25 protein-coding genes are annotated in these 24,749 nt (G+C 45.7%); 5 read left to right on the top strand and 20 right to left on the bottom strand.

Annotation, left to right across the window (positions count from 1 at the left end):
• Nucleotides 1-16: 16 nt before the first annotated feature.
• The 11 genes from QEP07_RS02405 to QEP07_RS02455 form a co-directional block, all read right to left on the bottom strand.
• A complete protein-coding gene (locus QEP07_RS02405; protein WP_285008357.1) occupies nt 17-661 on the bottom strand; it encodes a DUF6266 family protein in 645 nt (214 codons plus the stop codon).
• A 163-nt stretch (nt 662-824) separates the two neighbouring features.
• Entirely contained in the window at nt 825-1,256 is a 432-nt protein-coding gene (locus QEP07_RS02410; protein WP_285008358.1) for a hypothetical protein, read from the bottom strand.
• A 66-nt stretch (nt 1,257-1,322) separates the two neighbouring features.
• Nucleotides 1,323-2,519: an ATP-binding protein gene (locus QEP07_RS02415; RefSeq protein WP_285008360.1), complete on the bottom strand. Its 1,197-nt coding sequence runs from the start codon at nt 2,517-2,519 to the stop codon at nt 1,323-1,325.
• Nucleotides 2,520-2,645: 126 nt separating this feature from the next.
• Complete coding sequence (locus QEP07_RS02420) at nt 2,646-3,071, bottom strand: hypothetical protein (protein ID WP_285008361.1); 426 nt, start codon at nt 3,069-3,071, stop codon at nt 2,646-2,648.
• Nucleotides 3,072-3,915: 844 nt separating this feature from the next.
• Entirely contained in the window at nt 3,916-5,454 is a 1,539-nt protein-coding gene (locus QEP07_RS02425; RefSeq protein ID WP_285008362.1) for a SusC/RagA family TonB-linked outer membrane protein, read from the bottom strand.
• Between the two features lie 275 nt (nt 5,455-5,729).
• Complete coding sequence (locus QEP07_RS02430; RefSeq protein WP_285008363.1) at nt 5,730-6,896, bottom strand: FecR family protein; 1,167 nt, start codon at nt 6,894-6,896, stop codon at nt 5,730-5,732.
• Nucleotides 6,897-6,984: 88 nt separating this feature from the next.
• Nucleotides 6,985-7,383, bottom strand: a complete 399-nt coding sequence (locus tag QEP07_RS02435; protein ID WP_285008364.1) for a response regulator — start codon at nt 7,381-7,383, stop codon at nt 6,985-6,987.
• A gap of 19 nt (nt 7,384-7,402) precedes the next feature.
• On the bottom strand, nt 7,403-7,930 hold the full coding sequence (locus QEP07_RS02440) for a DUF892 family protein (RefSeq protein ID WP_285008365.1): 528 nt from the start codon (nt 7,928-7,930) through the stop codon (nt 7,403-7,405).
• Between the two features lie 5 nt (nt 7,931-7,935).
• Entirely contained in the window at nt 7,936-8,304 is a 369-nt protein-coding gene (locus tag QEP07_RS02445) for a response regulator (protein WP_285008367.1), read from the bottom strand.
• Between the two features lie 18 nt (nt 8,305-8,322).
• The gene (locus QEP07_RS02450; RefSeq protein ID WP_285008368.1) at nt 8,323-9,147 is read right to left on the bottom strand and encodes a PAS domain S-box protein; all 825 of its coding nucleotides are present in this window, start codon (nt 9,145-9,147) and stop codon (nt 8,323-8,325) included.
• 167 nt (nt 9,148-9,314) lie between these two features.
• Nucleotides 9,315-9,779: an Lrp/AsnC family transcriptional regulator gene (locus QEP07_RS02455; protein WP_285008369.1), complete on the bottom strand. Its 465-nt coding sequence runs from the start codon at nt 9,777-9,779 to the stop codon at nt 9,315-9,317.
• A gap of 154 nt (nt 9,780-9,933) precedes the next feature.
• Between QEP07_RS02455 and metE the strand changes: the two genes are divergently transcribed.
• Nucleotides 9,934-12,240 carry a 5-methyltetrahydropteroyltriglutamate--homocysteine S-methyltransferase gene (metE, locus tag QEP07_RS02460; RefSeq protein ID WP_285008371.1) on the top strand — a complete coding sequence of 769 codons (2,307 nt, stop codon included), beginning with the start codon at nt 9,934-9,936 and terminating at the stop codon, nt 12,238-12,240.
• Nucleotides 12,241-12,308: 68 nt separating this feature from the next.
• Here the strand turns inward: metE and QEP07_RS02465 are convergent, their stop codons facing one another.
• Genes QEP07_RS02465 through QEP07_RS02490 form a run of 6 tightly spaced genes read right to left on the bottom strand, consistent with a single transcriptional unit; the run spans nt 12,309 to nt 16,764 of the window.
• On the bottom strand, nt 12,309-13,832 hold the full coding sequence (locus QEP07_RS02465; RefSeq protein ID WP_285008372.1) for an ATP-binding protein: 1,524 nt from the start codon (nt 13,830-13,832) through the stop codon (nt 12,309-12,311).
• Between the two features lie 50 nt (nt 13,833-13,882).
• The gene (locus QEP07_RS02470; protein WP_285008373.1) at nt 13,883-15,247 is read right to left on the bottom strand and encodes a HAMP domain-containing sensor histidine kinase; all 1,365 of its coding nucleotides are present in this window, start codon (nt 15,245-15,247) and stop codon (nt 13,883-13,885) included.
• A 2-nt stretch (nt 15,248-15,249) separates the two neighbouring features.
• Nucleotides 15,250-15,627 (bottom strand): MCP four helix bundle domain-containing protein, encoded by a 378-nt coding sequence (locus QEP07_RS02475; RefSeq protein ID WP_285008374.1) that lies wholly within the window; start codon nt 15,625-15,627, stop codon nt 15,250-15,252.
• 12 nt (nt 15,628-15,639) lie between these two features.
• A complete protein-coding gene (locus tag QEP07_RS02480; protein ID WP_285008375.1) occupies nt 15,640-16,125 on the bottom strand; it encodes a response regulator in 486 nt (161 codons plus the stop codon).
• 37 nt (nt 16,126-16,162) lie between these two features.
• A complete protein-coding gene (locus QEP07_RS02485) occupies nt 16,163-16,537 on the bottom strand; it encodes a sigma-70 family RNA polymerase sigma factor (protein ID WP_285008376.1) in 375 nt (124 codons plus the stop codon).
• Entirely contained in the window at nt 16,489-16,764 is a 276-nt protein-coding gene (locus QEP07_RS02490; protein ID WP_285008377.1) for an RNA polymerase sigma factor, read from the bottom strand. The genes QEP07_RS02485 and QEP07_RS02490 overlap by 49 nt, the downstream gene beginning before the upstream one ends.
• Before the next feature lie 105 nt (nt 16,765-16,869).
• On the opposite strand from QEP07_RS02490, the gene QEP07_RS02495 reads away from it, so the two are divergent.
• Nucleotides 16,870-17,451, top strand: a complete 582-nt coding sequence (locus QEP07_RS02495; protein ID WP_256005828.1) for a hypothetical protein — start codon at nt 16,870-16,872, stop codon at nt 17,449-17,451.
• Here QEP07_RS02495 and QEP07_RS02500 read toward each other — a convergent pair.
• A complete protein-coding gene (locus QEP07_RS02500; protein ID WP_285008378.1) occupies nt 17,448-18,020 on the bottom strand; it encodes a thioredoxin family protein in 573 nt (190 codons plus the stop codon). The two genes, QEP07_RS02495 and QEP07_RS02500, sit on opposite strands and share 4 nt — an antisense overlap.
• Before the next feature lie 62 nt (nt 18,021-18,082).
• On the bottom strand, nt 18,083-18,715 hold the full coding sequence (locus tag QEP07_RS02505) for a DUF6266 family protein (RefSeq protein WP_285008379.1): 633 nt from the start codon (nt 18,713-18,715) through the stop codon (nt 18,083-18,085).
• A gap of 986 nt (nt 18,716-19,701) precedes the next feature.
• On the opposite strand from QEP07_RS02505, the gene QEP07_RS02510 reads away from it, so the two are divergent.
• The 3 genes from QEP07_RS02510 (at nt 19,702) to QEP07_RS02520 (ending at nt 22,427) form a co-directional block, all read left to right on the top strand.
• A complete protein-coding gene (locus QEP07_RS02510) occupies nt 19,702-20,328 on the top strand; it encodes a putative outer membrane beta-barrel protein (protein WP_285008380.1) in 627 nt (208 codons plus the stop codon).
• 18 nt (nt 20,329-20,346) lie between these two features.
• Nucleotides 20,347-20,952 (top strand): hypothetical protein, encoded by a 606-nt coding sequence (locus QEP07_RS02515; RefSeq protein ID WP_285008381.1) that lies wholly within the window; start codon nt 20,347-20,349, stop codon nt 20,950-20,952.
• 89 nt (nt 20,953-21,041) lie between these two features.
• Nucleotides 21,042-22,427, top strand: a complete 1,386-nt coding sequence (locus tag QEP07_RS02520) for a PhoH family protein (protein ID WP_285008382.1) — start codon at nt 21,042-21,044, stop codon at nt 22,425-22,427.
• Nucleotides 22,428-22,448: 21 nt separating this feature from the next.
• On the opposite strand, the gene QEP07_RS02525 is transcribed toward QEP07_RS02520, so the two are convergent.
• Nucleotides 22,449-24,743 (bottom strand): DUF7133 domain-containing protein, encoded by a 2,295-nt coding sequence (locus tag QEP07_RS02525; RefSeq protein WP_285008383.1) that lies wholly within the window; start codon nt 24,741-24,743, stop codon nt 22,449-22,451.
• Between the last annotated feature and the right edge of the window lie 6 nt (nt 24,744-24,749).

Consider the following 24,749-nt stretch of genomic DNA (forward strand, 5'->3'; position numbering starts at 1 on the left):
TGGCACGCCGCACAGACTACATCACAACCGCGCTTCCCACATAAAGCGTGTTGCTGGCCGTTTTGCCGTCAGCCGAAACAAAGTTCATCCATACATGAACCGTATCTCCGCTAAAATTGACAGGTACCGCAAGGTCGTAGGTCAGGGCCGAACGTAAAGCGGCATCAGCCCTTACCACAAACTTGTCCTGCGCCGGGTTGTACACCACAAACGAAGCCTTGTCCGATGCCGCGCCCACGCCAGTGTCCGGAACTGCCGTCCAGCTAAAGTCAAGCTGAGCGTCCGTGTTCACCTGCATCTCCAGGCCAGCGGCATTGCCAAGCATCCCTGAGCTGTACATAAACTTCGGATAGTCGATCGTCCAGTTCAAACCAGAGCCAGTCACCGCATTGCGATAATTGTACACAAAGGCAGCATTAAAAGCATTCTGCTTTTCCTTGTGCGCATTTCTGAAACCCGTGCGGATCAGTGGCGTGATCCACTTTTGGAAGCTAACCACCAGTTTAAACCTGGCACGAAAACTAAGCTGCCCCTCACTGGGTGGCAACTCACTAGGGTGAGGAATTGCTGTGATCACATTCTGTCCGTTAACTCGCCGACCGACCAGGGCACCCGTCTTCTTCTGGAAGCCACCAAAGGCTCCCCAAATCTGAATTCCCATGATAAAATCATTAGAGGTAAAACATTTGGTTAATTATACCACCTGCCCACCGGTTTCGCTACGGCCACCTCCTGGAGGCACACCCAAGCTACTCAGGCACCAAATGGTAACACCAAAGCTACCGCTGCCAATGTTTTGAAAAAGAATGATTTAGAGCAATAAATTATGGTAAAAATACTATTTTCTCAGGGCCACTTATCTTCTCTACATGGCAATTGCACTTGCCTCCTTTTATTTTGAAAATTGCCGTCTTCGTGTCGCCAGTAGCCACGTTGGTGCCACTAACCTCAACCTCGTCGCCACTTTCAGAAAATAACTTTAACTGATTGTCGGCCGTGACTACATAAGTGCCGGTAACATCCGTACGTGCATCTTCACCTTCCATCAGCACTTTGCCCGTTCTTAAGTTTTTAGCGGTATAATTGCCAACATTCACCGCCGCACCCGTTTCGCTTTCAAACCGCACCACGATGCTCACATATTGTTCGGTGCAAATCTTATTCGCTTCACAATCTGCAGCAAGATCTTCCTTACAGGCAACAAAAGCAGTCGCCAAACATAAAACTAAAAACAGGTTTCTGATCTGAAAGGCCATAGGTTGTTATTTTATTTGAAAAACGAGCCCAACACAAAAAACGCTACAACCACTATTGCCGAAAAATCAATATAAAAACCCAAACAGCCATAGCGGTATTTTGTTGCCGAAACCATATTCCAGATCGTCTGCCACTATATAAGCCTTTTCATGCCCCCTTATCTGCTTGCCTTTTTTGTTTATGCCTCCTATTTCCATCAGATACTTCCCGTTTACCATAAAATCCCCGGCTTTAGGATATGTTACCACTGCACCCGAATTCTGCACCTGCGAAAGAAAAAAAGTCTCCCTCATATTACCAATATCTGGCTTCCCTTCAGCAAGGGCACCAATGAGGCTTGTATTATGCAAATAAATCTTTTCAGGTTTATTCATCAGGCTCGTTCCATAAGAGGCCGAGCGTAAATTATGAATCAACTGGGCCTGTTCCAAAATATGAAGCATCTCTAAAAGTCGGACTCTCGAAGTATCTACCTGCTCCGCCAGCTTTGAAATATTTGGAGTAAACGGCACAGCGGTCGAGAGGACGTACATCAATTTCTTGAGTTTCGCCAGCGTAGCAACCTCTAGCGCCTTCGCCTCCGGCAAATCATAATCTATAATAACGTTTATCAACTGATTGATACGCATAAAATAGTCCGACTCTCCCTCTAAAAAAAACGGATATGCTCCATAAGTGAAATAATCATTAAGCGATTTTAATGGGGAAGCGATAATCTTACGAAGTTCCTCCGCAATATCCGCATGGTTATTCAATATCTCCTCAAAACCATAAATCGGCATCTCCGTCAAGTGCTTCAACGAAAGATACTCCCTAAGCGACAACTCCGGTAAATGATAGTTAAGCATCCTCCTGCTTAAGTCTGCTCTTGAATGCTGTAAAGCCAAAATAGAAGAGCCCGAGATTACCAGTTTCATCTCCGGCAAGAAATCATAAATGTTCTTCACAGCCGTCTGCCAGTCAGCATACTTGTGCACTTCATCCAGAAAGAAATGCCTGCCCCCTAATCCGTAAAAACGCTCGGCAACCTCAACCAAGTTATTTTGCCTAAAGTACAAGTCATCCAGCGAAACATATAACGTCTGGTCTAATGGCAAGTTCTGTTTAATGTATTGCAACATCATCGTCGACTTACCAGTGCCACGCGCACCTTCGATGCATACGCCTCTAGCGTTCCAGTTAATCTTATAACTTAACCCCCTTTTAAACTTAATGTCAGATGAGCCCAATAGCAGGCGAAACCTTTGTGTCAGTATATCCATTGCATGATCAATACATCAAAAATACAAAAACGTTTCACAAAAGAAACGTTTTAAGCTCAAAATCGTTTCACAGAAAGAACAACTTCAGACTATTGAAACTGCTAAGAATACTAATTGAGAAGTAAATTAGGGTGAAAATACTATCTCCTTGGGGCCAATCACCTTCTCTACATGGCAATTACACCTCCCACCTTTGATCTTAAAAGTTGCTGTCGCAGTTTCCTCAGCAGCTACACTAGTCGCCCGGACTTCTACCATGTCACCCTCTTCAGAAAGTAAGTTCAACTGACTGTCGCCGGCAACAATATAAGCATTCCAAATATCCATACGCGCTTCATCACCTTCCATTAAGATCTTCCCCGTTCTCAAGTTTTTAGCCTGATAATTCTTAACCTCTGCTGTTGCACCCGCCGCCGTTTTAAAGCTTACCAAAATATACACATATTGTTTCGTGCAGGTTTTATTACAATCTCCGGTAAAATCTTCCTTGCAGGCAACCAAAGCTGTCGCCAAACATAAAACTATAAACAGGTTTCTGATCTGAAAGGCCATAGGTTGTTATTTTATTAGAAAAACGAGCCCAACACAAAAAACGCTACAATCTCGATACATCACCTCCTCCCCCTATCCCTCAACACTAACTCCCTCTTACCCGTCGTAAGCGCATCGGCATGTTTCACATCCGTATTGCTAAACAGGTGATTCAAAACAGAAAGTACTAAGTCTTTGATATTCCAACTATTTCAAATGGAATAAGATTTTGTATATTTGTTCATATGGAAAGCATATTGATACATCCGGAAAGCAACGAGCAATTGAAGACAATCAAGGCTGTGGCTTAAAGCGTTGAAAGTTCAATTTGAGCCACAGGTAATACAAACTACTTTACCTGATCTGTCCTGAAGGGTATTGACAAAGGTCTGCGGCAGTTTGAAGAAGGCAAGTCGATCTCTCTGGAGGAATTCAGCAATAAACATCTTAAATAATTTATGAGTTTACCCATTAGGTTTTCTCCTGAATCAGAAGAATGCATATTTCACTCAAAGTGGTCAGCTGATTTCGCTGCAAAGTGGTCACATTTTCACTGGCGAAGAAAATTCACTTCTGGGTTTGGCTGGCCTGGCAATTTAACAACGATTTCGTCTTGCCTTACATAGGCACTTCTGCTTGCGACTTTAGGTTTGTTTGATCCGCAGGTCCCATCTCCTTGACACACGAACTCAAATAAAGGCCTACAATCGATTTTACGGTACCTTCCGGCTTGTATCCTGATGTCAACGACATCCTCTTCTCAGCGGCGTTTAAAAGACAGTTTCTACGCCAGCTTAAGCAATCACCCAATCAATAAACTTCTAATCTGCAGGTCAAACGGACCACTTTGCGGCGGAATTGCTTGTCACTTTACTGCGGAATAGGGTGTCAGCATGTTTGCGGAATTCCTGACCAGTTTTGCCGAAATACCCATACCTATGTTTTGAAAATTCTGAATGTTATGAGATAGAGAGGTATTTATCCCATATTTTAACCATCCTAAGGGGATATTTTCAAAATTCAGCCTGAATGAAGTACGCTCGTATCCTGATCTCTTGATTACCCCTTTTTGATCTGTACGTTCAAAATTGATATAGAAATTCGAATTTTCATTTCCACCCGAAGCTGAGAGTTCATTAGCAGAAGTCAGTGCATTTTTATTTGATATGGCATCAACCCAGTTCACTTCGGGATAAAAATCGCCATTAGACTGGACAGGAAATTGTATTTTCAATAAATCTATTACGTCCGCTCTGGTTGCATCAGGAAAGGAGTTCTGATAGGTTTCTACAAAAAGATCAATGTATTGCTGCTGATTTAACAGTTTTACTCCATTGTCTTCCCGGTTCGCAATCTCCGTCTGATGGCGAAAATTGTACTGGGTTTTTCCTGCTTTCCCTCTTTTTGTGGTTACCAGAATTACGCCATTGCTGGCCTTCGAACCATAGAGTGCAATTGCCGACGCATCTTTCAACACTGATATGGTTTCTATATCGGAAGGATTTAAATGAGCCAATGGGTTACTAACAAGTTCGTTATGGCGATCGAGAGTTCTCATGGCCGATTCCTGCGTTACCGGAATCCCATCAATTACGAAAAGTGGGTTTCGTACCGGGTTTCCGAGTGACGGATCACCTCCGGTAGCAATACCTCTTAATATAAAATTGCTCACGTTTCCACCAGGCTGTCCGCTGCCTTTAGTGACGACCAAGCCCGGTACCAATCCCTGTAAAGACTTATCAACCGAGCGGTTTGGTAAATTTTGTATTTGCTCGCCCTTCACCACGGTTACAGCACCCGTTATCGCTTTTTGCTCCTGCCTGCCATAGGCTACCACTACTTCATTTAGTTCGGCAGACTTCAATTCAAGTTTAACCGTCATCTTTGCTTCGATGGCGATTTCTTTGTCCTGATAACCGACATAAGAAATGATTAATCTGTCCCTGAAGTCGGGCCTTATCAAATGGAAATGACCGTTAACATCGGTAATCACAGAGTTCTTGGTGCCTTTCACGCGCACTGTTGCGCCGGCTAGTGGATTTCCTTTTTCATCTAAAACCACGCCTTCTGCGTCTTCCTGTGCAAAGGCATTCGCTATTTTGTCAATGAAGTTCTCCTCTTTCTTCCTCACCACAATCGTATTCTTCACCAGTTCAAATGTCAGGTTTTGTTGTCTGAAAACCTCGTTCAGTGCCTGTTCCAGGCTCACGTTACGTATTTTAATGTTCAATTTATTGTCGTTTATCAGATTGTCTTTGTAAAAGAGGTTGTAGCCGCTTTGTTCCTGTATTTTTTCCAGGATTTTGGTGAGCGGTGCGTCTTTTTCAGACAAGGTTATCTGCGATCGTACCGTAGCGCTTAGCTGCATACAGAAGGCAAATAGCAGTATAGCCGTTATTTTCATTCTAAGAATGTTTTTGGGCGAGAAAAATGCCTTATATACAGGCAATTTCCTGCATAAATTAATTTGCATAAATTTGTTACTGTTTGGGTTTAAATAGTCTTGTTGTTTAATCGCGACGGGATTTAAGCTCAGGCTTTTTTCCGCTCCGGAATGCGACTCCGGGGCGGTTCTTTTCCTGCTTGTCCCTTTTCTTGTGGTGGTAGTTATTGCTTCATTTTTTTCATGTTTTAAGGTTTTGTGGTTCAACCATGCTGGTTAGGTATGTTGGTTTTTGTTTAGTCTGTTACAATGAGGCGCTTCCTTCCCTGTCTGCTTTCTACCTTGAACTGCACATCGCCGGTCTTCAATATGGCCAGCATATCGGCCAGGGTCGACTGCCGGCTTATCACCCCGCTAAACCGGTCGTTGGCAACCGTTCCTTCATATACCACTTCAATGTCATACCATCTGGATATCTGGCGCATCAGGGTACGCAGATCGGTCTTAGCAAAACGGAAATAGCCGTCCTTCCATGCAGTCGCATTTTTTATATTAGCCGTCGCCACGCTTAGTTGCCCATTATTAGATATGGCCTGTTCGCCTGGCTTTAATACGGCGTTCGTCTTTCCTGCAATGCTCACCTTTACGCTGCCTTCTACCAGCGTAGTTTTTATATCCGCTTCGTCCTCATAGCTGTTTATATTGAAATGCGTGCCGAGCACTTCAACCTCCTGGTTCCGGCTATTATTCAAATTTTTGGAAACTACTATAAAAGGTTGATCCTTGTTCTTAAAAACTTCAAAGTATGCCTCACCTTTGAGTATAATTTCTCGTCGTTTTTTGTCTTTAAAATCGTCTGGAAAGGTCATTTGCGATGCTGCATTCAACCACACCCTTGTGCCGTCGGGTAAGGTAAAGGCATAGGTCTGACCATTGCCGGTTGCGGCACTCAGTAGCTCTGGCTTCCCTCCGGGAGTCTTCGCAACTTTGTCTGAAGGCAAAACGGAAGTTCCGTCATCGTACGTCAGGCCCGCCCCTACAATCACACCTTCCTTATCTCCATCCAATTTTATTACATGGCCGTTGGCCATGGTAATCGTGGCGCCGTTTCTGCCAGGCGCAATATTTTCGGCTGCATTAGAACTCGGTTTGTAATTGAAAAACCAAATGCCAAACACAATGGCAGTAAGCGCCGCTGCGATACCGGCAGCCTGCCATATTCTGCTAAATGGTCGTTGCTTCAAACCGGCTTCAACCAGCTTCCAGGTCTTACCGGTCTCAATATTCCTGAACTTTTTAAATTCTGCTTTGAAGTAATCCTCGTCCGTTAACTGCTCGTAAAAATCCCTGTTTGCCGCCGATGCATTAATCCAGGCATCCAGCTCCTGCTGCCGGGATTCTGTAATCGTCCCATCCAGCCGCGCCGTAACCAGTTCAGAGATATAAAATTCTTTTTCGAGCATACCACTAATGTTTCTATCAATTTAATTACATTTTCCCGAATGTTGTTAACGGAAATTCCGCAATTTGGTATAGAAACGGTAAGTGGTATTAAAACAACCATGTGTCTGAAAAATATTCTGACCCGCCGGCTACGAGCCTGATGGCCTTAATCAGTTCTTCAGGCTCCTCGCCCTTATTGACAAAGCCTTTAGCGCCTGCCTGGCGGGCCTTTTCTGAAAAACCACGGCCAGGAAACATCGTAAATACAATAACAGGTATTTCGGGATAGGATTCAGCGAGTTTCGCGGTAAGCGCAATACCATCTAAGCCGGGCATTTGGTAATCTGTCACTATTACATCAGCTTCAACGCCAGCTGCCAGCATTTCCAGAACCTCGAAGCCGTTTGCTGCCTTCCTAACAATGCACAAGTCTGGGTACGACTCGCAAAAGTCAGCTAAGATGTTTCTCACCAAATCATGGTCATCCGCTATAATTATCCTGATCATAAGAGCTTGAACATGGCAGTTAGTTTACGGAGTATTTAGACGATATGAGTAGAAAAAGTGCCCGGCCGGCCTTTGCCTGTTCATAGTTCTCCTTAAGCAGAGTGCTTACCTGTTTGTTTTTCAGGTTAACCGCCGCCATCTGTAAAATTTGAAAGGAGGCCATTTCCACACTCTCAATGTTCTGCAGATAAAAGATAATGGAAAGATCCTGGAGCTCTGGTTCATCGCTTTGGCTTTCTATGGCCTGAAACGCATCTTCAATTAGCCCGGTTAAGCCCGAAGAACTGTCGTAAGTGACGTCAGCATCCAGAATGGTATATATCATCTGAAGTCTGGTGAGCTGCTCTTCAACCGCCGTAATGGTTTCCTGAATGGCGTTTCGCAAATCGGCAAAATGCGCTTGTTGATGCAGCTCCGGCAGTTTCCTAATCAGGTGCATTTTAGCCATGTAAATGCGGTCAAGATGGTCCAGAAAAAAGCGCATTAACTTATCGGGGCTTATCTTTATCCTTACCCAGGAATTCGGACGGTTTGATTGCTGATTCATGTTAGTTAATTTTTACGCAGATACGATGCCGCTTTTTTCAGAACGTTCGCTAAATCGAATGGTTTGGAAATATAACCATCAGCACCGCATCCTTCAGCCAGCAAGCTCAAATCACGTTCTGCGGAAATAAGTAATACGGGTATCCGCGCGGTCCCGGCATCATCTTTCAGGGAACGGCAAATTTCCAGTCCGGTTTTTTCAGTACCCGAAATCATTACATCCAGAAATATGAGGTCGGGCATCAATGAAAGCACCTCTTCAGAATCTATAGCCCTGTTTATAAGTATTGGATGATAGCCTTCATGGCTCAAAGCGATGTCGAAAATATACAAGATGTCCTCATCATCATCTACCACTAAAATTTTCCCCTTCATGCGTTATTTATAAGGTTCTCAGATCAATTCTGATATATCAATTCCGTAAACATTGTTAAACAGCTTTTTAAAATGGGGGGTCGACGAGTAGCCGGCAATTCTGGCTACCTCATCTATGGTGCGGTACTTCCTTGAAGCAATGGCTTCCCATGCAAGATGCAGCCTGATAATACAAACAAGCCTGTTGGGCGTTGTTCCCATAATGCGGCTTACCTCTCTGAACAGCTGACGCTCGCTCATGGCCATATCAGCACTGATCTTATTCAGGTTTACCTTTAGGGTTTTGGTGTGGTTCCGGACTACTGCTTCCAACTGGTTCAGCCATGCCTGATCTTTTTGGGACAAAGGCGATGGTGTTCCTAACCATTTTAGGTTCGAGTCATCGGTCGGTCTCAGAATATCCATTTCCGCGGTAAAGCGCTTCATCTGTTCGCTGTTTAAATGGCCAATAATGTCAGATGCATGCTTATCTTGCTCTGCGCGCTTCCTTGTCGTAATGTCCTTCGCGACAGCGAAGATTACCTCGTCGCGCGCTATCCTAACCGAGGTCCACATCAGCCACACAATGGCGCCCTCTTTGGTCATAAAACGGTTTTCAAACTGAAACAGCGTACTACCCTTCCTTACCTCCTCCTGTTTCCTAAGGGTAAGCTCTCTGTCTTCCGGATGCACAAAGGTTTGAATGGGAGCGGACAAAAGTTCCTCACTACTAAAGCCTAATGTATTACAAACAGCAGGGTTTATCTTCTTAAAGAAGCCATCGTACCCCGCCACGCATAGTAAATCGGGAGATAGGTCAAAAAAATATTCTAAATCGAAATTAGCAGTAGATTTATCCCTCATTTCCTATGGCATATAACTATTATCCCTTTGTATGCTTTTACTTTAGTTTGTATCGAACCGGGAAATTAGGGTATTTGTTTTAATCGCTCTCTTGCTAGCCGCACTTTGTCAAGATTGAGAATAAATTGGCGGCATTCTAACTAAGAAAACTGAGGAATAGGGAAAAGTCAAAACCGTATATTATACGTATTCTTATTCTCACACATCACAAAGGTGCTGTGCGTACTTCCGATGCTCTTAACCGAACCGAGCTTGTTGAACACAAAATCCTGATAGTGCTTCATATCCTTTGCCAGTACTTTTAAAAGAAAATCAAAATCACCAGATATATTATAGCACTCAACCACCTCATTAAGTTTCATAATCTCCGAAACAAAATCGTGGCCAATGCTCTTGTCATGCTGCTTTAGCCTGATGTTGCAGAAAACGATCAGGCCATAATCCAGCTTTTCGGCATCAATTAAGGCGATATACTTTTTAATGAAGCCTTTAGTCTCAAGTCGCTTCACCCTTTCAAAAACCGGCGATGGCGAGAGATTTACCTGTGCGGCCAGGTCCTTTGTGGTAATCTTGGAATCTTCGCCCAGGAGCCTTAAAAGCTTAAGATCTGTTTCATCTAACAATTCGTCCATAGAATATTTTTCTGTTTACACGGCTAGAAAGCCTATCAATTAGCTTATTATCCTTTTAAATTCTTTATGTCTGTTCTTTTCGACTGAATATTTTTAAAATTTCAGTGCAATATACTGACAATATAGCTTTGTGTCGAACATTAATCTACAAAATATGCTAACGCAAAATCTCGGCTACCCGCGTATAGGGGGCCAGCGACAATTAAAAAAGGCCTGCGAACAATACTGGTCGGGGAAGATCGACCAGAAAGAATTAAACACAGTCGCACGCCACATCCGTGAAGAAAACTGGCAGGTACAGCTCGATGCAAACATTGACCTTATCCCCTGCAATGATTTCAGTTTTTATGATCAGATGCTCGATATGAGCCTGCTCTTGGGGGCTATTCCTGAGCGTTACTCCCCCGTTCTGTCGCAGGTAAAAACGAACACCGAACTCGATCTGTACTTTGCCATGGCCCGCGGCTATCAAAAGGACGGACTCGACATCACAGCCATGGAAATGACCAAGTGGCTGGATACCAATTATCATTACCTGGTGCCCGAATTTACCGCCCGACAGCAGTTCCGGATCTTTTCTGAAAAGGTATTCGGTGAACTAAACGCCGCAAAGAAGTTGTTGGGCGACAAAGTCAAACCTGTGCTTATCGGACCGGTTAGTTATCTCTTGCTGGGAAAAGAGAAAACGCATGAAGCATCAGGGGCAGGCACATTCGAGCGCATCGATCTCATCAAGTCGCTCGTGCCGGTCTATGTCGAGATCATCAACCGCCTTAAACAGCAGGGCGCCAAATGGATACAACTGGATGAGCCTTGCCTGGTGCTCGACCTGTCCGATAAGGAAAAACAGGCATTCGAGTTTGCTTACCGTACTATTGCTAAGCAGACGGGCGGTGTTAAACTGCTGGTGGCAACCTACTTCGAGGCTTTGCTCGATAACACGGCACTGGCGGTCAACCTGCCGGTGGCTGCGTTGCATGTCGACCTGGTACGTGCGCCTGAACAGCTCGATGAAATTCTCGGATCGATCCCGGAGCGCATGCAGCTGTCGATCGGTATAGTAGACGGCCGCAACGTCTGGAAAAACGATTACGCCAGATCCCTGGACCTTATTAATAGGGCGGCCGATAAGCTCGGCAGCGAGCGCATCATCATTGCGCCGTCCTGCTCGCTGCTGCATTGTCCCATCGATCTGGAACTGGAGACCACCATAGACCCGGAGATCAAAAACTGGATGGCCTTCGCCAAACAGAAGCTGAATGAGATTGCTGAACTCAGAAAGATCATCGAGGGAAACATCACATTGCTGGAAGAGAACAAGCAAGCGCTCGACAGCAGAAGAATTTCCGAAAAGGTTCACAAACAAGCTGTAAAAGACCGCGTCCTCGCCATAACGGAGGCCGATTCTAATCGTCAAAGTGCCTTTGCGGTGCGACAGCAATTGCACCGAGAGCGTTTCAGGCTCCCGCTTTTTCCTACCACCACCATCGGCTCTTTTCCGCAAACAGACGATATCCGTCAGCTGCGTGCCCGCTTCAAGAAAGGCGAACTTACATCCCGGCAATACGAAGAGCAGATCGAACAGGCCACAATCCAGGCCATCCGCTGGCAGGAGGAAATCGGCTTTGATGTGTTGGTGCACGGCGAATTTGAGCGCAACGACATGGTCGAGTACTTCGGCGAGCAGCTCGACGGATTCTTATTTACGAAAAATGGCTGGGTGCAGAGTTACGGCAGCCGCTGTGTAAAGCCGCCGGTCATTTACGGTGACGTGAGCAGACCGCGGGATATGACGGTTCGGTGGACGAAGTTCGCGGCTCAACAAACCAATCAGTTGATGAAAGGCATGCTCACAGGGCCGGTCACCATCCTACAATGGTCCTTCGTGCGCAACGATCAGCCGCGTAACACCACCACCAATCAGATCGCCCTGGCGATCCGCGACGAGGTGCTGGCGCTCGAACAAGCGGGCATCAGCATCATCCAGATCGATGAGGCCGCAATCCGCGAAGGACTACCGCTTCGTAAAGCCAGGCGCCACGATTACCTGCAATGGGCAGTCAACGCCTTCCGGCTCACCGCAAGCGGGGTTGCCGACCAAACACAAATCCATACACACATGTGTTACAGCGAGTTCAACGACATCATCGAACATATTGCGGCCATGGATGCAGACGTCATCACCATCGAAACCTCGCGTTCTCAAATGGAACTGCTGCAGGCCTTTGCCCATTTTAAATACCCCAACGAGATCGGTCCCGGCGTGTACGATATCCACTCACCAAGGGTTCCTGGTAAGGATGAAATGCTTTCGCTGCTCAGAAAAGCAGCAGAGTTACTGCCTGCAGAAAACCTATGGGTAAATCCGGATTGCGGTCTCAAAACCCGCAAATGGCCGGAGACAAAAGCTGCCCTCGAAAACATGGTCGCCGCTGCGAAAGCAGCACGTGAAACCGCTTAATCACTCGGCTACAGGAAGCAGGAAACAAAACCTGCTTCCTCAAATAAATTGAGTCAAATCTCAGAAGGCTAAAGTTGCTGAACTTTAAAATCCTGCACAGCCCTTCTCTCCGATGAGAAGTTGATCCCTATTGCGGTTTTCTTCCTGGGATCGGCTTTGTAGGCATCCAAATAGCCCTTATGGATGATTTGCTCTAACGCAGCCTCTGCACTGCCTTCCAGTTTCAATTCCAGCACGTAAATAAAATCGTTGGTAAGAATTAATATGTCACAACGGCCTTTAGCGCTATGTACTTCACTGTGCACATTCATCCCGATCCTTTTGAAAGCCAGGTGTAAGATAATATGAAATATAGATTCACTCTCCGCCCGCCAATGGTCGTACGGAATTGTAGAGATCAGCACGTTTAACTGCTCAATCATTCCATTGATATTATTTGTACGGAGAGCAGTCACCAGGTCGTAAGTAAATTCCTGGGAATCTGCCGGGTAGACTTCCCGATAAGCACTGAGTAGATTATCAAGCAGACTGGCCTCGACCTCTTTGTTCGGATAACCCAGTTCGTAGGCATCAAATTCGCTGTCGTATGACTTCACTGTCAAATACCCGGTTTGAAATAACAAGGGGATTGATAGCAAATTCTTTATATCGAACTTACCCAATGTACTTTTGCCAACGCGTATTTTATCAAAGTTATAATCCTGTTGTTCCCTGATCTGCTTTATCAGAAATGTCGGCGTTCCGGTTTCAAACCAGTAATTGCTGAATGTCCGGTCCGCCATAAAATTGAGCAAGGAAAAGGGATTATAAACCCTGTCCACTCCATTCCACGAATATCCGTTATACCACTCCCTGATCTTTTCAACAATATTTGGCTCTGTTTCCTTCATCTCCGCTATTTCAGCACTAAAGTTCTCTTCCACCTGCGCCTGGGTAATTCCTACCAAAGTGCTAAATTCAGGCGCCAGAGAGATATCACGAAGATTGTTCAAATCAGAAAAAATACTGATTTTAGTAAAACGGCTAACCCCGGTAATGAGCAATAACCTGATATATTCATCGGCATCTTTTAATACCGAATAAAACGCCTTAAATACAGAACGGTTCTCTTCAGCGGTGTCAAGGTCTTCGAGGTAGTCAATAACGGGTTTGTCGTATTCGTCGATAAGGATCACAACATTTCCGTTTACTGAGGATTTTTCAATAAGCTCTTTAAATTTGTCTTTTAGATCTTGTTCTTCAAGTACAACGCCTTGTGCTTTTGCCTGTGCATCCATTTCTTTACTAAGCGCCGCATATAATCCCAGTTTTTGGTAGTTGATACTGCTTAATTTCAGATGGATTACCGGATGCTTCTGCCTCCAATCCCATTGGTCATGTATCCAAAGCCCTTCAAACAAAGATGTATTCCCTTTAAAGATCTGCTTAATGGTCGACAAAAGAAGAGATTTACCAAAACGCCTTGGACGGCTCAGGAAATAGTACTTCCCTGAATTAATCAGATTAAAGATCGGTTCAGTTTTGTCAATGTAAAGATAATCGCCTGATATTACTTCTCCGAAATCCTGTAAGCCAATTGGATACTTCCTCATGCGGTAAATATAAACAAAAAACGGGCAGCAAGTAATCTCCAGGATGCTAATCACTCGGCTACAGGAAGCAGGAAACAAAACCTGCTTCCTTCACCAATGGCGCTTTCCACCCATATCTTTCCCCCTTCAGCCTCTATAAAATCTTTTGAAATCGCCAGGCCCAGGCCCGAACCAGATTTGTTGCTGCCATCAGTCGGCACCTGGAAATACCGGTCAAACAAGCGTTTCTGATACTGCTCGTCAATCCCCTTACCAAAATCACGTACTGAGAACTCGATATCTGTACCATGCTGGATCACCTGCACCACAACCCTCGATTTCGGTACACTGTAACGGAGCGCATTAGAAAGGAAGTTGACCAGTACCCAGGCCGTCTTCTCTGTATCCATATTAACTTTCGGCAGATCGTTCCGGCCAATCAGCTCCAGCTCGATCTCCTTTTGCTCGGCTTGAAAGCGAACCGTATCCATCGCATAGATGGCCACCTTTCTGGGGTCCGACCTAACCAGATTAAGCTGCAGATTGCCTGTTTCAACCTGCGAGAGGTCAAGCAGTTCACTGGTAATCTTCAGCAGGCGACCGCAATCTTCTTTGATATGTTGCACCAGCTGTCGCTGTTCGGGGTTCATCCCGCCAACGCGTTCGTCGTCGAGCAGTTTCACGCTCATCTTGATAGATGAAATCGGCGTTTTAAGCTCATGCGAAACCGTAGCGATAAAGTTCGTTTTCGCCTCGTGAAGTTCCTTATACTCCGTCACGTTTTTAAGCACATACACCTCGCCTGCTGTTTTAAGCGATGCGCTGATGGCATTTTCCGATGGTTCGCCAGTCACCGGTACCAGAATCTCACGTCGCTCCAGCTTAAAATATGATTCCTTGCCGTCAGCATAGATCTTCATCGGCTTCGTATCATCAGCAGCCTGTATCACGCTGCTCAGCAGGTCATTCTTTTTCATCAGCTCAAGGGCATCTGCACCAGTAAGGTCCCGCCCGTCCAAATTCAGTAGCTGTCCGGCTACCTTGTTCAGGAACAGGATCTCTTTTTTCTCGTTCAAACCGATAATAGCGTCCTGCATCTGACCAATAATTGCTTCGATCCTGAGCTTTTCCGACTGAAGCTTAGCCAGATTACTGTTTTCCCACCTGTTCAACTGTGCCGTCATGGCATTAAACTCCTCGGCCAGCTCCGCAAACTCATCGTTTCCCTTAAACTCTAAACGCTGTTTGTAATTCTTGCGGCCTATGGCCTTAATCGCCTCCGAAAACTCGCGGAGCGGATTAGCCACAAAGCCCGGAAAGTTGACACTGAAGGAAAACAATACGATAAAGCAAATAGATGCCGCAAAGATCAAATAAGTAGCGGCCTTCTCCACGCTTTGCCGGGCGGCCTCGTTTTTTCGTACAATAGCCTGCATATTCAACTCCTCAATTGCAGGTGCATCTGGCGAAGTGCTGATCTTTGGGCCGACTGCACAGACCCGGGGCGGGTAAGCGCTGTGAAGGCGCCAGAAAGGTCTGCCACGGCTTTAGCTTCACCCGGCTCTGTGATTTTTTGCTGCTCCAATTCAAGCTGCATCTTAAGCTTCTCAACCGCTGCGGCGGAAAGCGGCAGGTCATTGTCATCCAGTATACTTCTGATCTCCCGGGCATACCGTAAGCTCTCGTAATTGTCTTTCAGGATCACCCTTGCGCTTACTGAAATCTTATTCATATAGTGCAGCGACACCGCACCAAAGAAGATCACCACGAGGAACAGGAATCCGAATCCCAGGCGAAGTTTAGTTTTTATTTTCATTGTCTGTCCATATTAAGAAAGGATAACCAGATCAGTTTCCGTTTCCGAAATATTTTTTAAAAGTCGGTTGAATATTGCAGTCCTCAAAATCACCTGAAACAAATTAAGGTGCGGCTTCCCGATACAGATCGTTGTCACCTCCTTTTCAGCCGCTATTCTGGTGATGGTCTCCGTTACATCCTCACTTTTTATCTTCAGCACCTCCGCACCCAGCTCAATCGCCAGTTTAAAATTGTTGATCAGATGCCGCTGCAGGTCCAGTTTTATCCGGTCGCCCTGCTCATGACTTCGCTGCACATACAGCACAATCCAGGGCGAGCGGTAATCGGGCAGCTTCACATCACTAACCACAACCTGGATATCCTCCGACTTCAATACCTTTAGTCCATCCTTTCCAGTATAGGCCTGAAAGACACGGAAACCCTCAAGCTCGATGATCCGCGCCAGCAGGCCGCACAATTTTTTTTCATCATCAATGATCAATACGCTGTCTTGCATGACCCTCTCTTATTCTGATTTAAACTCTTTTCTGATATCACTTCCCATCTACAAAAAGCAAAAACGCAAGCTGCAGCGCACTGGAAACGCCCTTCCTGGCTAAGGCATTTCTGATCAGTTCGATTGCTTTGGTTTTCTGATTGCGTACCGTCTGCACCGATAAGCCGAGTTCTTCTGCAATTTCGGCGGTAGACTTGTCGTCAACATACAGCATTTTAAAAACGACCCGCATTTTTTCGGGCAGCTCTTCAATTTCCTGGTTTACCAGGTCGAGTACCTCCGACTGGATAACATCGTACAATGCGGTATCGCCGGCCGACTCCAGGTGTGTCCGGTATCTTTCCTGCGCCTGGGTTCTCACTTTCAGACTGTCCAGGTAGTCCAGGCAGGCGCTCCGGCAACTGATGTACAAGAACGCTTGATGTTTTGTGGCGTTTTAAAAGACCCTCGTTTTTCCCATACTTTAAGGAAACACTTTGATACCACATCTTCCGCCTCTGCACCATCGCCCAGCAAGCGACCGGCAAAATAGGTCAGCGGCCGACTATGCAGTTCAAAAAAGTGCGCAAGTGCGGTATTGTCGCCATCCTTCAGGCGCTCAATCCAATAGTCCTCCTGGCCGGTTTTTGTCGTTATCATCCTGTACAGATTCTGCTGGCAATATCATCATTTTTTAAACACTGTAGTAAGATTAGTACCTGAAACGTATGGAATTCATGCTAAATTAACATCCATAATTCAATCATGAGAAAGACTTATATCGTATTAACTATTATTTTCTTAACCTTTAATGGTATTGCTAATGGTCAGCTGAATAAACGCCAGAAAGCATTTATTACGTCATTTTTGAACGAAAGGGAGCCTAAAAAGCCTGTATTTTACTTATCAAATCATAACGATCGTGCATTACTTGAGGCGCTTAAACCTGATACATTGGTTGATATGTGGGCGTTGGCTGGCAGAAATAAGCCACAAAACAAACTCATTCTTACCCAGAAAGAAAGAAAACATATTAGCACTAAACTCCGTCAACTTAGGGAACTAAAGTGGAAAGATCGTTTACTGCCGGGTGCCAGGTTGCTACATACAGATACAGTCCAATATTACTTAAAAGATAGAGCTCTTGGATGGCAAAGGATGTATGATCGAGGAATTTCTGGTTTCTATACCTTTAGCAATCCAATATTCTTACGTAATGAAACACTTTGCATTTTTCAGTATGATTTCAGTTGTGGCAGTCTTTGTGGAGATGGCACCATAATGATATACAGGAAAGAAAATGGCCTATGGAAGCCCTACATAAACTTAGCCAATTGGGTGAGCTAACCTGATACTTCGGCAAAACTGGTAAGGGATTCCAGCAATTCCGACTGAAAGGTCTGCCCTTTGTCTTCATTGTACCACTTCTGCAATTCAATCTTCATCGTGTTAAAATCCAAGTTTTCCTCCTTTAGGCGCAGGTATAGTTGCTGACATGGCGCGGGCCTTGGTCCCCAGTTCATCAAATCCGCATCGCTTTCGTCGCGAATGATAAACTTCGGGATCGCCTTGCCTCCGTTTGTCAGATACTGCTCTATCAGAAAGGGCTCCGAATCCCTCAGCTGATAATCGATGCTGATCAAGGGATTCAATTCACTGAGTTTATGAATAAAAGGAACGAGGTGCGAGGCATCACCACACCAGGGTTCTGTGATGACGATCCAGTTTTGAGGTTTGTCAATAGCCGCAACTTTATCGGCCAAAGGTAAACTCAGTACCCCGGTTTTAAGCCATCGGTTTTGCCGTGCCCAGTTCATTTTGGTATAGTCCAGATAGTCAATATTGTTGTATGGTGCAGGTGCGTTCGGATCATTCAGGATACCCTGAAAATATTCCAGGTACTGTTGGAAAGTCATAGATTGTCTCTAAATTTTTATGTCGGATAAGCGCGGCTAATCTAATGGAAATTTCAGACATTTCAGTGAATCCGGCCAACATAAAAGCTGGTGCCAGTAATGTTGTTAAATAAGTCGTTAAAATTCATGTAGCAGTGCAACTCATCTGCCAGAAAGATGGCAGGCAATTCTAAAAGATAACTCAGATTGCCCCTGGTTGCTGCCGATATACGGGTTTGAAACAGGTTTCTCGTAGCGTTGTAAACGACAAAAGTGCCGCTGTCTTCCCGGTAACAGTAAGGGTTTGAGGGTTCCTCTTTCCAACTGAACAGCAGTCCCCCAGCCGCTGGTTCTACCCTGGGCATCAGCGGACCATAGATGTTTCCGCGGCTATACACCAAGGCCGGGTAATTGAGCACCGGCGGATTGCTGTGCCCGACAAACGCTTTCTCAAAGTTATAGGCAAAAGCGGCATTTACAGCATTGTTGTCTTTCCTGAAATCAGCGAAACCTTTATTGATCAGTGGGGTAATTCCGGAGAAGAACTGCATGAGCAGTTTTAGTTTGGCCTGATATTCCGCCTGCTCAGATGTTGAGCGTTGGTTGCCGGAATGGTGCAGACCGGTGATCACGTTTTTGTTATTTACCCTGCGCCCTACCAGTGGGCCGGTCTTTCCGGAAATTCCGCCAAATGGACCTAAATGTAAAATACCCATATGCCTGTGTTCAGGATAGTAAATATCGCGTTCAGGCCTGATAACTAACGGGCGTAGACGCTTGTCTTTTCTGGTATTTTTACCAGAAATAAGCGCATAATAACTTAAAGACTGTGTTAAAGTTATCTTATCTCTTCGTCACCCCTTCGTCTTCCCGACGGACACGCAACGTGCTTCTGCCGACTCGCGACGAAGAAAAGACGGGCAGGATTCGTTCAAAAAACGTTGATCATAGCCTGTTCCAAGATGCTTTTCCTCCCCATTAGCCAGCCTTTCACATTACATGAGCTGAATAATCATGAGAATAAGCAATGCTACGATGCAGACGAGAAGCTGGTTTACCGATGGTAGTCTGTTGGTCATGGTGTTCGATTTATGATATAGACGCACTGCTATATGCGAATGCTACATCAAATTCCAGCTTTTTTGACAGATATGTTTATAAATTTGTTAACAACCTGTTAATAAGATGTTTGTAACTAATCGAAATAATACTTGACAAGCGGGGTATTAAGTTCGTAAATTAGATTTATCAATTAGCACGTACTTTGACAGCCCTCGGAAATGCCAAAAAGAATACTTGGTCTACGGACAGAAAGTTTCTGGTCATTTCAAAGAGAAACTACAGATTCCGGATTATTGGAAACATGAACCGGGAGGATTAAATGAAGTTGAAAAAACGTAATATTAATCGTAGATGTTCAACGAAGGGCGTTATACCTGGTGAGGAATTTTAAGGAATGAATCACGATAAGGATAATTTGATCGGAAGGTGAAGTTCTCAGGAACTAAGCTGTGACGAGATAGGTTAAAGGAAAAATAGGCAATTGATATTTTATGTTTCGCTATGGCGAGGATAAAATGAAAACGGAGTACTCTGATCGAAAGAAAATGAGACTCCGTTTTTTTTTCAGGAATTGTGTTGGGTTTGTGAAATATTTGCATATTTAGCCGACGCTTTTAACGCACAAACAAATATAAATTTCATGAAAAAACAATTACTCACTGCTGCGGCAGTAATGCTCTCCCTGGCAGGGATTGCTCAAACCAAAGGGACCAGCGCGCTGGGTTTCAGAGTATCGTCCCAGAAAACTAATAGCGATGTTAATGGATCGTATAGCTTAGAAGACACAAACATGGACTTTGCCTTAAGCTATGGGAGGTTTATTAAACACAACGCTAAACTGGGTGTTCAACTGTCTTTCGGTACCGGGAAAGAGTCGACCAGTACGACAACCCTTAGTGCAGAAACAAAGCGATACGGGATTGATGTGGATTACCAGCACTATTTTCCGGTTTTTAAATCATTGTATTTGTATGCAGGCGGTCGCGGCGGTTATAGCCATGTGAAAGAAAGTCTGAGCGGAAATACGCCTGGTAATAACCCAGATAATACAGGTAATATGTATCGCTTAAGCGCAAACGGCGGACTTACCTGGTTCATATCTAAACGTTTTGCACTGGAAACAGAATTGCTTTCTGCGGGAGGTAGCTATTATAAGCTAAATAACGGGCAAAACACTAATACTTTAGAATACGAGAGTTTTTCGTTTGATGTATCTACCGGCGGACTGATTAATGACATGTCATTCAAGATTTATTTCCTTTTTTAACCTTTCAATATTAAGATTATGATCAAATATATATTAGCAGCCGGTATTTTAATGACATCTCTGGCTGGTCTGGCACAGACAAAAGGTACAACGACACTCGGTTTAGGTATAACATCAAGCAAGTCGACGATTAAGGCAGCGGGTTACGGGGATTTTAAAACCACAAACAATGCTTTCTCTTTGGGGTTTGGAGGCTTCGTTGCAGATAACGCAAAGATTGGCATCGAGGGACTGTATGGCAAAACCAAAGGGGATGGATCCGAGATGAAAGTGTATGGTGGTAAATTGGATTATCAAAGATATTATCCTATTGTGAAGTCACTTTACGCTTATGCTGGCGGCGAGGCGGCTTATTTGAAAATTGAGGACAGCCAGGTTCAGGGAACTATCGGATATGAGCGTAGCATAGATAACTACGGTTTAAATGCTTATGGTGGGATAACCTGGTTTATGAGCGAAAATCTGGCTTTGGAGACACGCTTGTTGTCTGCCGGCGCAAATTATTCTGTGAATAAGGAAACCAATTTCGGGCAGCCGATTTCACGTACAAAGCGCCAGAATTTTGACTTATCGACCGGCGGGATCATTAACAACTTTGCTTTCAAAGTGTACTTTCTGTTTTAGTTAAAATAGTTTTTAGCAGAGGGGCGCCTGGAGCGCCCTTTTTTTATTTTCACTGTTTCGTTTAACGGGTTATTCCTTACTTTAGCTGTATGTCCAAAGCCAGTAAATTACATAAAAAAGGCCAACCGGATAAGCAGCAAAAGATTTTTGTGCTGGATACTTCGGTGCTTCTTTACGATCATAACGCCTTTACGCATTTCCAGGAGCATGACGTGGCTATTCCAATTCAGGTTCTGGAGGAACTGGACAATATGAAAAGCGGTAATGAAACGCGTAACGCGGAAGCCAGGGGATTTATCAGGTTGATGGACCGGTTGTCGGCCAGCAGGCTGATGAACGAATGGGTGCCGCTGAACGGGAGCAGCAAAACCGGACGGTTTAAGGTGGTGATGGACAGGGCTTCCGTTTCGGGTAACCGAAGTTTGGAGCAGGATGCCGAGGCGGTTTTTGGTTCGGGTAAGATCGATCACAAAATTTTGAACGCAGCGCTTTCGCTGAAGCGGGAGTTTCCGAAGCGCCGGATTGTGCTGGTGTCTAAAGACATTTGTTTGCGCCTGAAGGCTAAAGCCCTGGATATTTTTGCGGAGGACTATGAAACTGGGAAGGTTAAGAACCTCGATGAACTTTATACCGGTAAGGAGTTGTTGACACGGGTGCCTGAGGGGGTTATGATAACGCTTAAGGAAAAGGGCGAAGCGGAGGCAGGTGATTTGAATCTTGCAAATGCGGATGCCAATCATTTTTGTGTGCTTAAGAGCGGAAGGAAATCGGCGATGGCCTGGTATGGACTGCAAACCGGACTGTTACAGAGGGTCAAACCAAAGCCGGTTTTCGGTATCGCGCCGCGGAATGATGAGCAGAGCTTTGCTGTGCATGCCCTGCTGAATCCGGAGATAAAGCTGGTGACGATTCAGGGTAAGGCGGGCACGGGAAAAACGCTTATAGCGTTGGCCAGTGCGCTGGAGCAGCGCAAAGATTTTCGGCAGATCTACGTAACCCGGCCTATTATTGCGATGGGGAATAAAGATATTGGTTTCTTGCCGGGAGATATTAAGTCGAAGATTGACCCGTACATGGCGCCGATATGGGATAACCTGAAGTTTATTAAAGACCAGTATGCGGACGACCCGAAGATGCAGGCGCGGATTGACGAGTTTGTGAGTTCGGAAAAGATCGTGATAACGCCGCTGGCGTATATCCGCGGGCGCACGTTGACGAAAATATTTTTTATTGTCGACGAGGCGCAGAACCTGACCCCGCATGAGGTGAAAACGATCATCTCCCGTGCTGGAGAGGATACGAAGATCATCTTTACAGGAGATATCTACCAGATAGATACCCCCTATCTTGATGCTGAGAGTAATGGTTTATCTTACTTGATTCAAAATGCTAAGCACCACCCTCTTTATGCACATATTACACTGGATAAAGGCGAACGAAGTGCATTGGCCAATCTGGCGAATGACTTGTTGTGATCTTTACCTGGCTAATGAGCGCTAATTAATCGTTTCGAGTTCTTCCTGTGTAAATGTCTTCTGACGGCCTTTTAGTTTTTCGCGCTGTGTGGTGACTTCTTTGGCGGTTATTTTGCCTGAGTTGTTTTGCCACGACTGCCTGATATAGCTTAGCAACTGGGCAATGTCTTCGTCGGAAATTTCATCGCTGTTGGCGATGCCCGGCATATCTCCTGCAATTTCCGGTGCCTCGTAAAGGTGTCCGTTAACGTTGATGGGGCCGGTAAGCCCGTGCAGTACAATGGAGATCAGCCGGTTCTTGTTTCCGGTGACCCACTGCGATTTATTAAGCGGCGGGGCGAGGGATTTAATGCCGTTTCCATCTGCACCGTGACAGGTTTGGCAGCTTGAGGCAAATAAGGCTGCACCTTTGGGGAACTGCCGGGCAAGTACCTCCGGATTGCGGTTTTTTTGCTTGTTCCAGTAATTATCGGCCGCTTTGCGGACCTGTCTGGCTACCAGTACAGATGTATCCGGCAACGCTTGCGAAAGCGTTGCAGCAAAGGCTTCTTCCCGGTATTCCAGGTTGCTCACTATAGCATCGGCCAGATATTTATTCTCCGGCTGCCGCTTGGCAAGCGCCAGGAGTAACTCATCGGCGGCGCGCTGGTTGTAGGCTTTTAAATAGCTGGCCAGGTAGGCTATATATGGCAGCGCTGGTTCATCGTTGCTATCGAGCATATGCTGCAGCGCGGCAATATATACCGGCGCCGATTGCATATGGAGTACGGAAGGGATAACGGTAAGTGCCTGAAGGCGAATGTGTGTATCAGCGTTCTTAAGGAGATTGACGACTTCGTTAGTTTCGAGCGCATGTAATCCCTCTAAAGTCCACAACGCGTGAATGGTAAGCAACGGGTTGGCCGTTTGCCGGAGTGCCTGTTTTAATGCAGGGATGGCCTGCTTATATTTCCTGTCGATCAGCGTTTGCTGCGCAAGGTCACGAATGTGACCATTGGCATGCCCGAGGAGGCCGACCAGTTGGGCAGGATTGTCGGGCACGATGGTGTGTTTTGCTTTGCTGCCGCTTGGTGTAATCCGGTAAATGCGGCCGCAATTGAGGGGCAGCGTCAGATTCCGGGCTTTGATCTGTGCCGAGAGATACGGGGTAACATAAGTTTTATGCTGGATAATGCCGCGATACATATCAAGCAGGTACAACGCGCCATCTGGACCGTTATACAGGGCTACCGGGCGGAATCTCTCATCGGTACTGGCCAGAAATTCTTTGCCTTTATAGGCTTGCTGCCCTTTGACGATATAGCCGGTCTCGGTTAATATATTGCGCTTGACAAGGTTGGCCGAAGGCTCGGCAACGAAGGCATTGAAATTATAGCTGTCGCCAAATAGGTCGCCCCGGTAAATAAGCGGTGAACAGGCTGCCGTGAAGTTGTTGAGACGCAGGCTATCATCCAGCATCCCGTCCATATAACCCCGGTTGATGCCCGGTGTAGGGCGTATCGGATATACCTTGTTGTTGGGCACCACGCGCTGGTTGTAACCGGCAACTTCACGCTGGTTGCTGTTCTTTGCGCCGAAACCCGGACTGAAATAATCGCCCCAAACGTTGGACGAGTTGTCGTTATAATACAGCCGGCCGTAGTTATCCTGACTGATCCCGAACTGACCGCGGAAGTGCGTGTGTTCTTTGAGCCATTTATCGCCCTGCTTCCGGTAGCGCGTGTCTGATTTGGCATTGTAAATCCAGTTATCGAGACCGCGAAGTAATCCGTTTGGCTGATGCTCGACATTTCCGCCCACTGCGTATTTATTATCGACCAAGGTTTTGCTGATGGGTTTGTCGTCTTTGATTTTATAATACCAGAGGTTAGGCGGCTCTGCCACAAGCAGTCCGTCTTCTATAAGGCAAAGCGACCGGGGAAGTACCAAAGAATCGAGAAAAACGGTACGCTTATCGGCCCGGCCATCATTGTCTGTGTCTTCCAGTATCACGATGTTTCCGTTGGGCAGGTCTTCTCCTGTTCCGAGCGTATCGGGCATATAGCCATTCATTTCGGCCACCCACATGCGTCCGCGATTGTCGAACACCATCGCTACCGGTGTTGTTACGAGCGGCTCAGCAGCAATCAGTTCGATATCGAAACCTGCTTCAAGCTGCATTTTACCGATGCTTTGATCGGCGGGAATGACCGGCGATGTGCTTAGGTCGACCGGTCCGACTTCTTTGTTCGGGCTAGCGGCCTTGCGGTAACTCTGACATTGATACAACGTTAAGATGATGAGGACAAGAAGCCCTGAAGTATATATTTTGTTCATTGTTCT

It is taken from the genome of Pedobacter faecalis (assembly GCF_030182585.1).
GTDB lineage: Bacteria > Bacteroidota > Bacteroidia > Sphingobacteriales > Sphingobacteriaceae > Pedobacter > Pedobacter faecalis.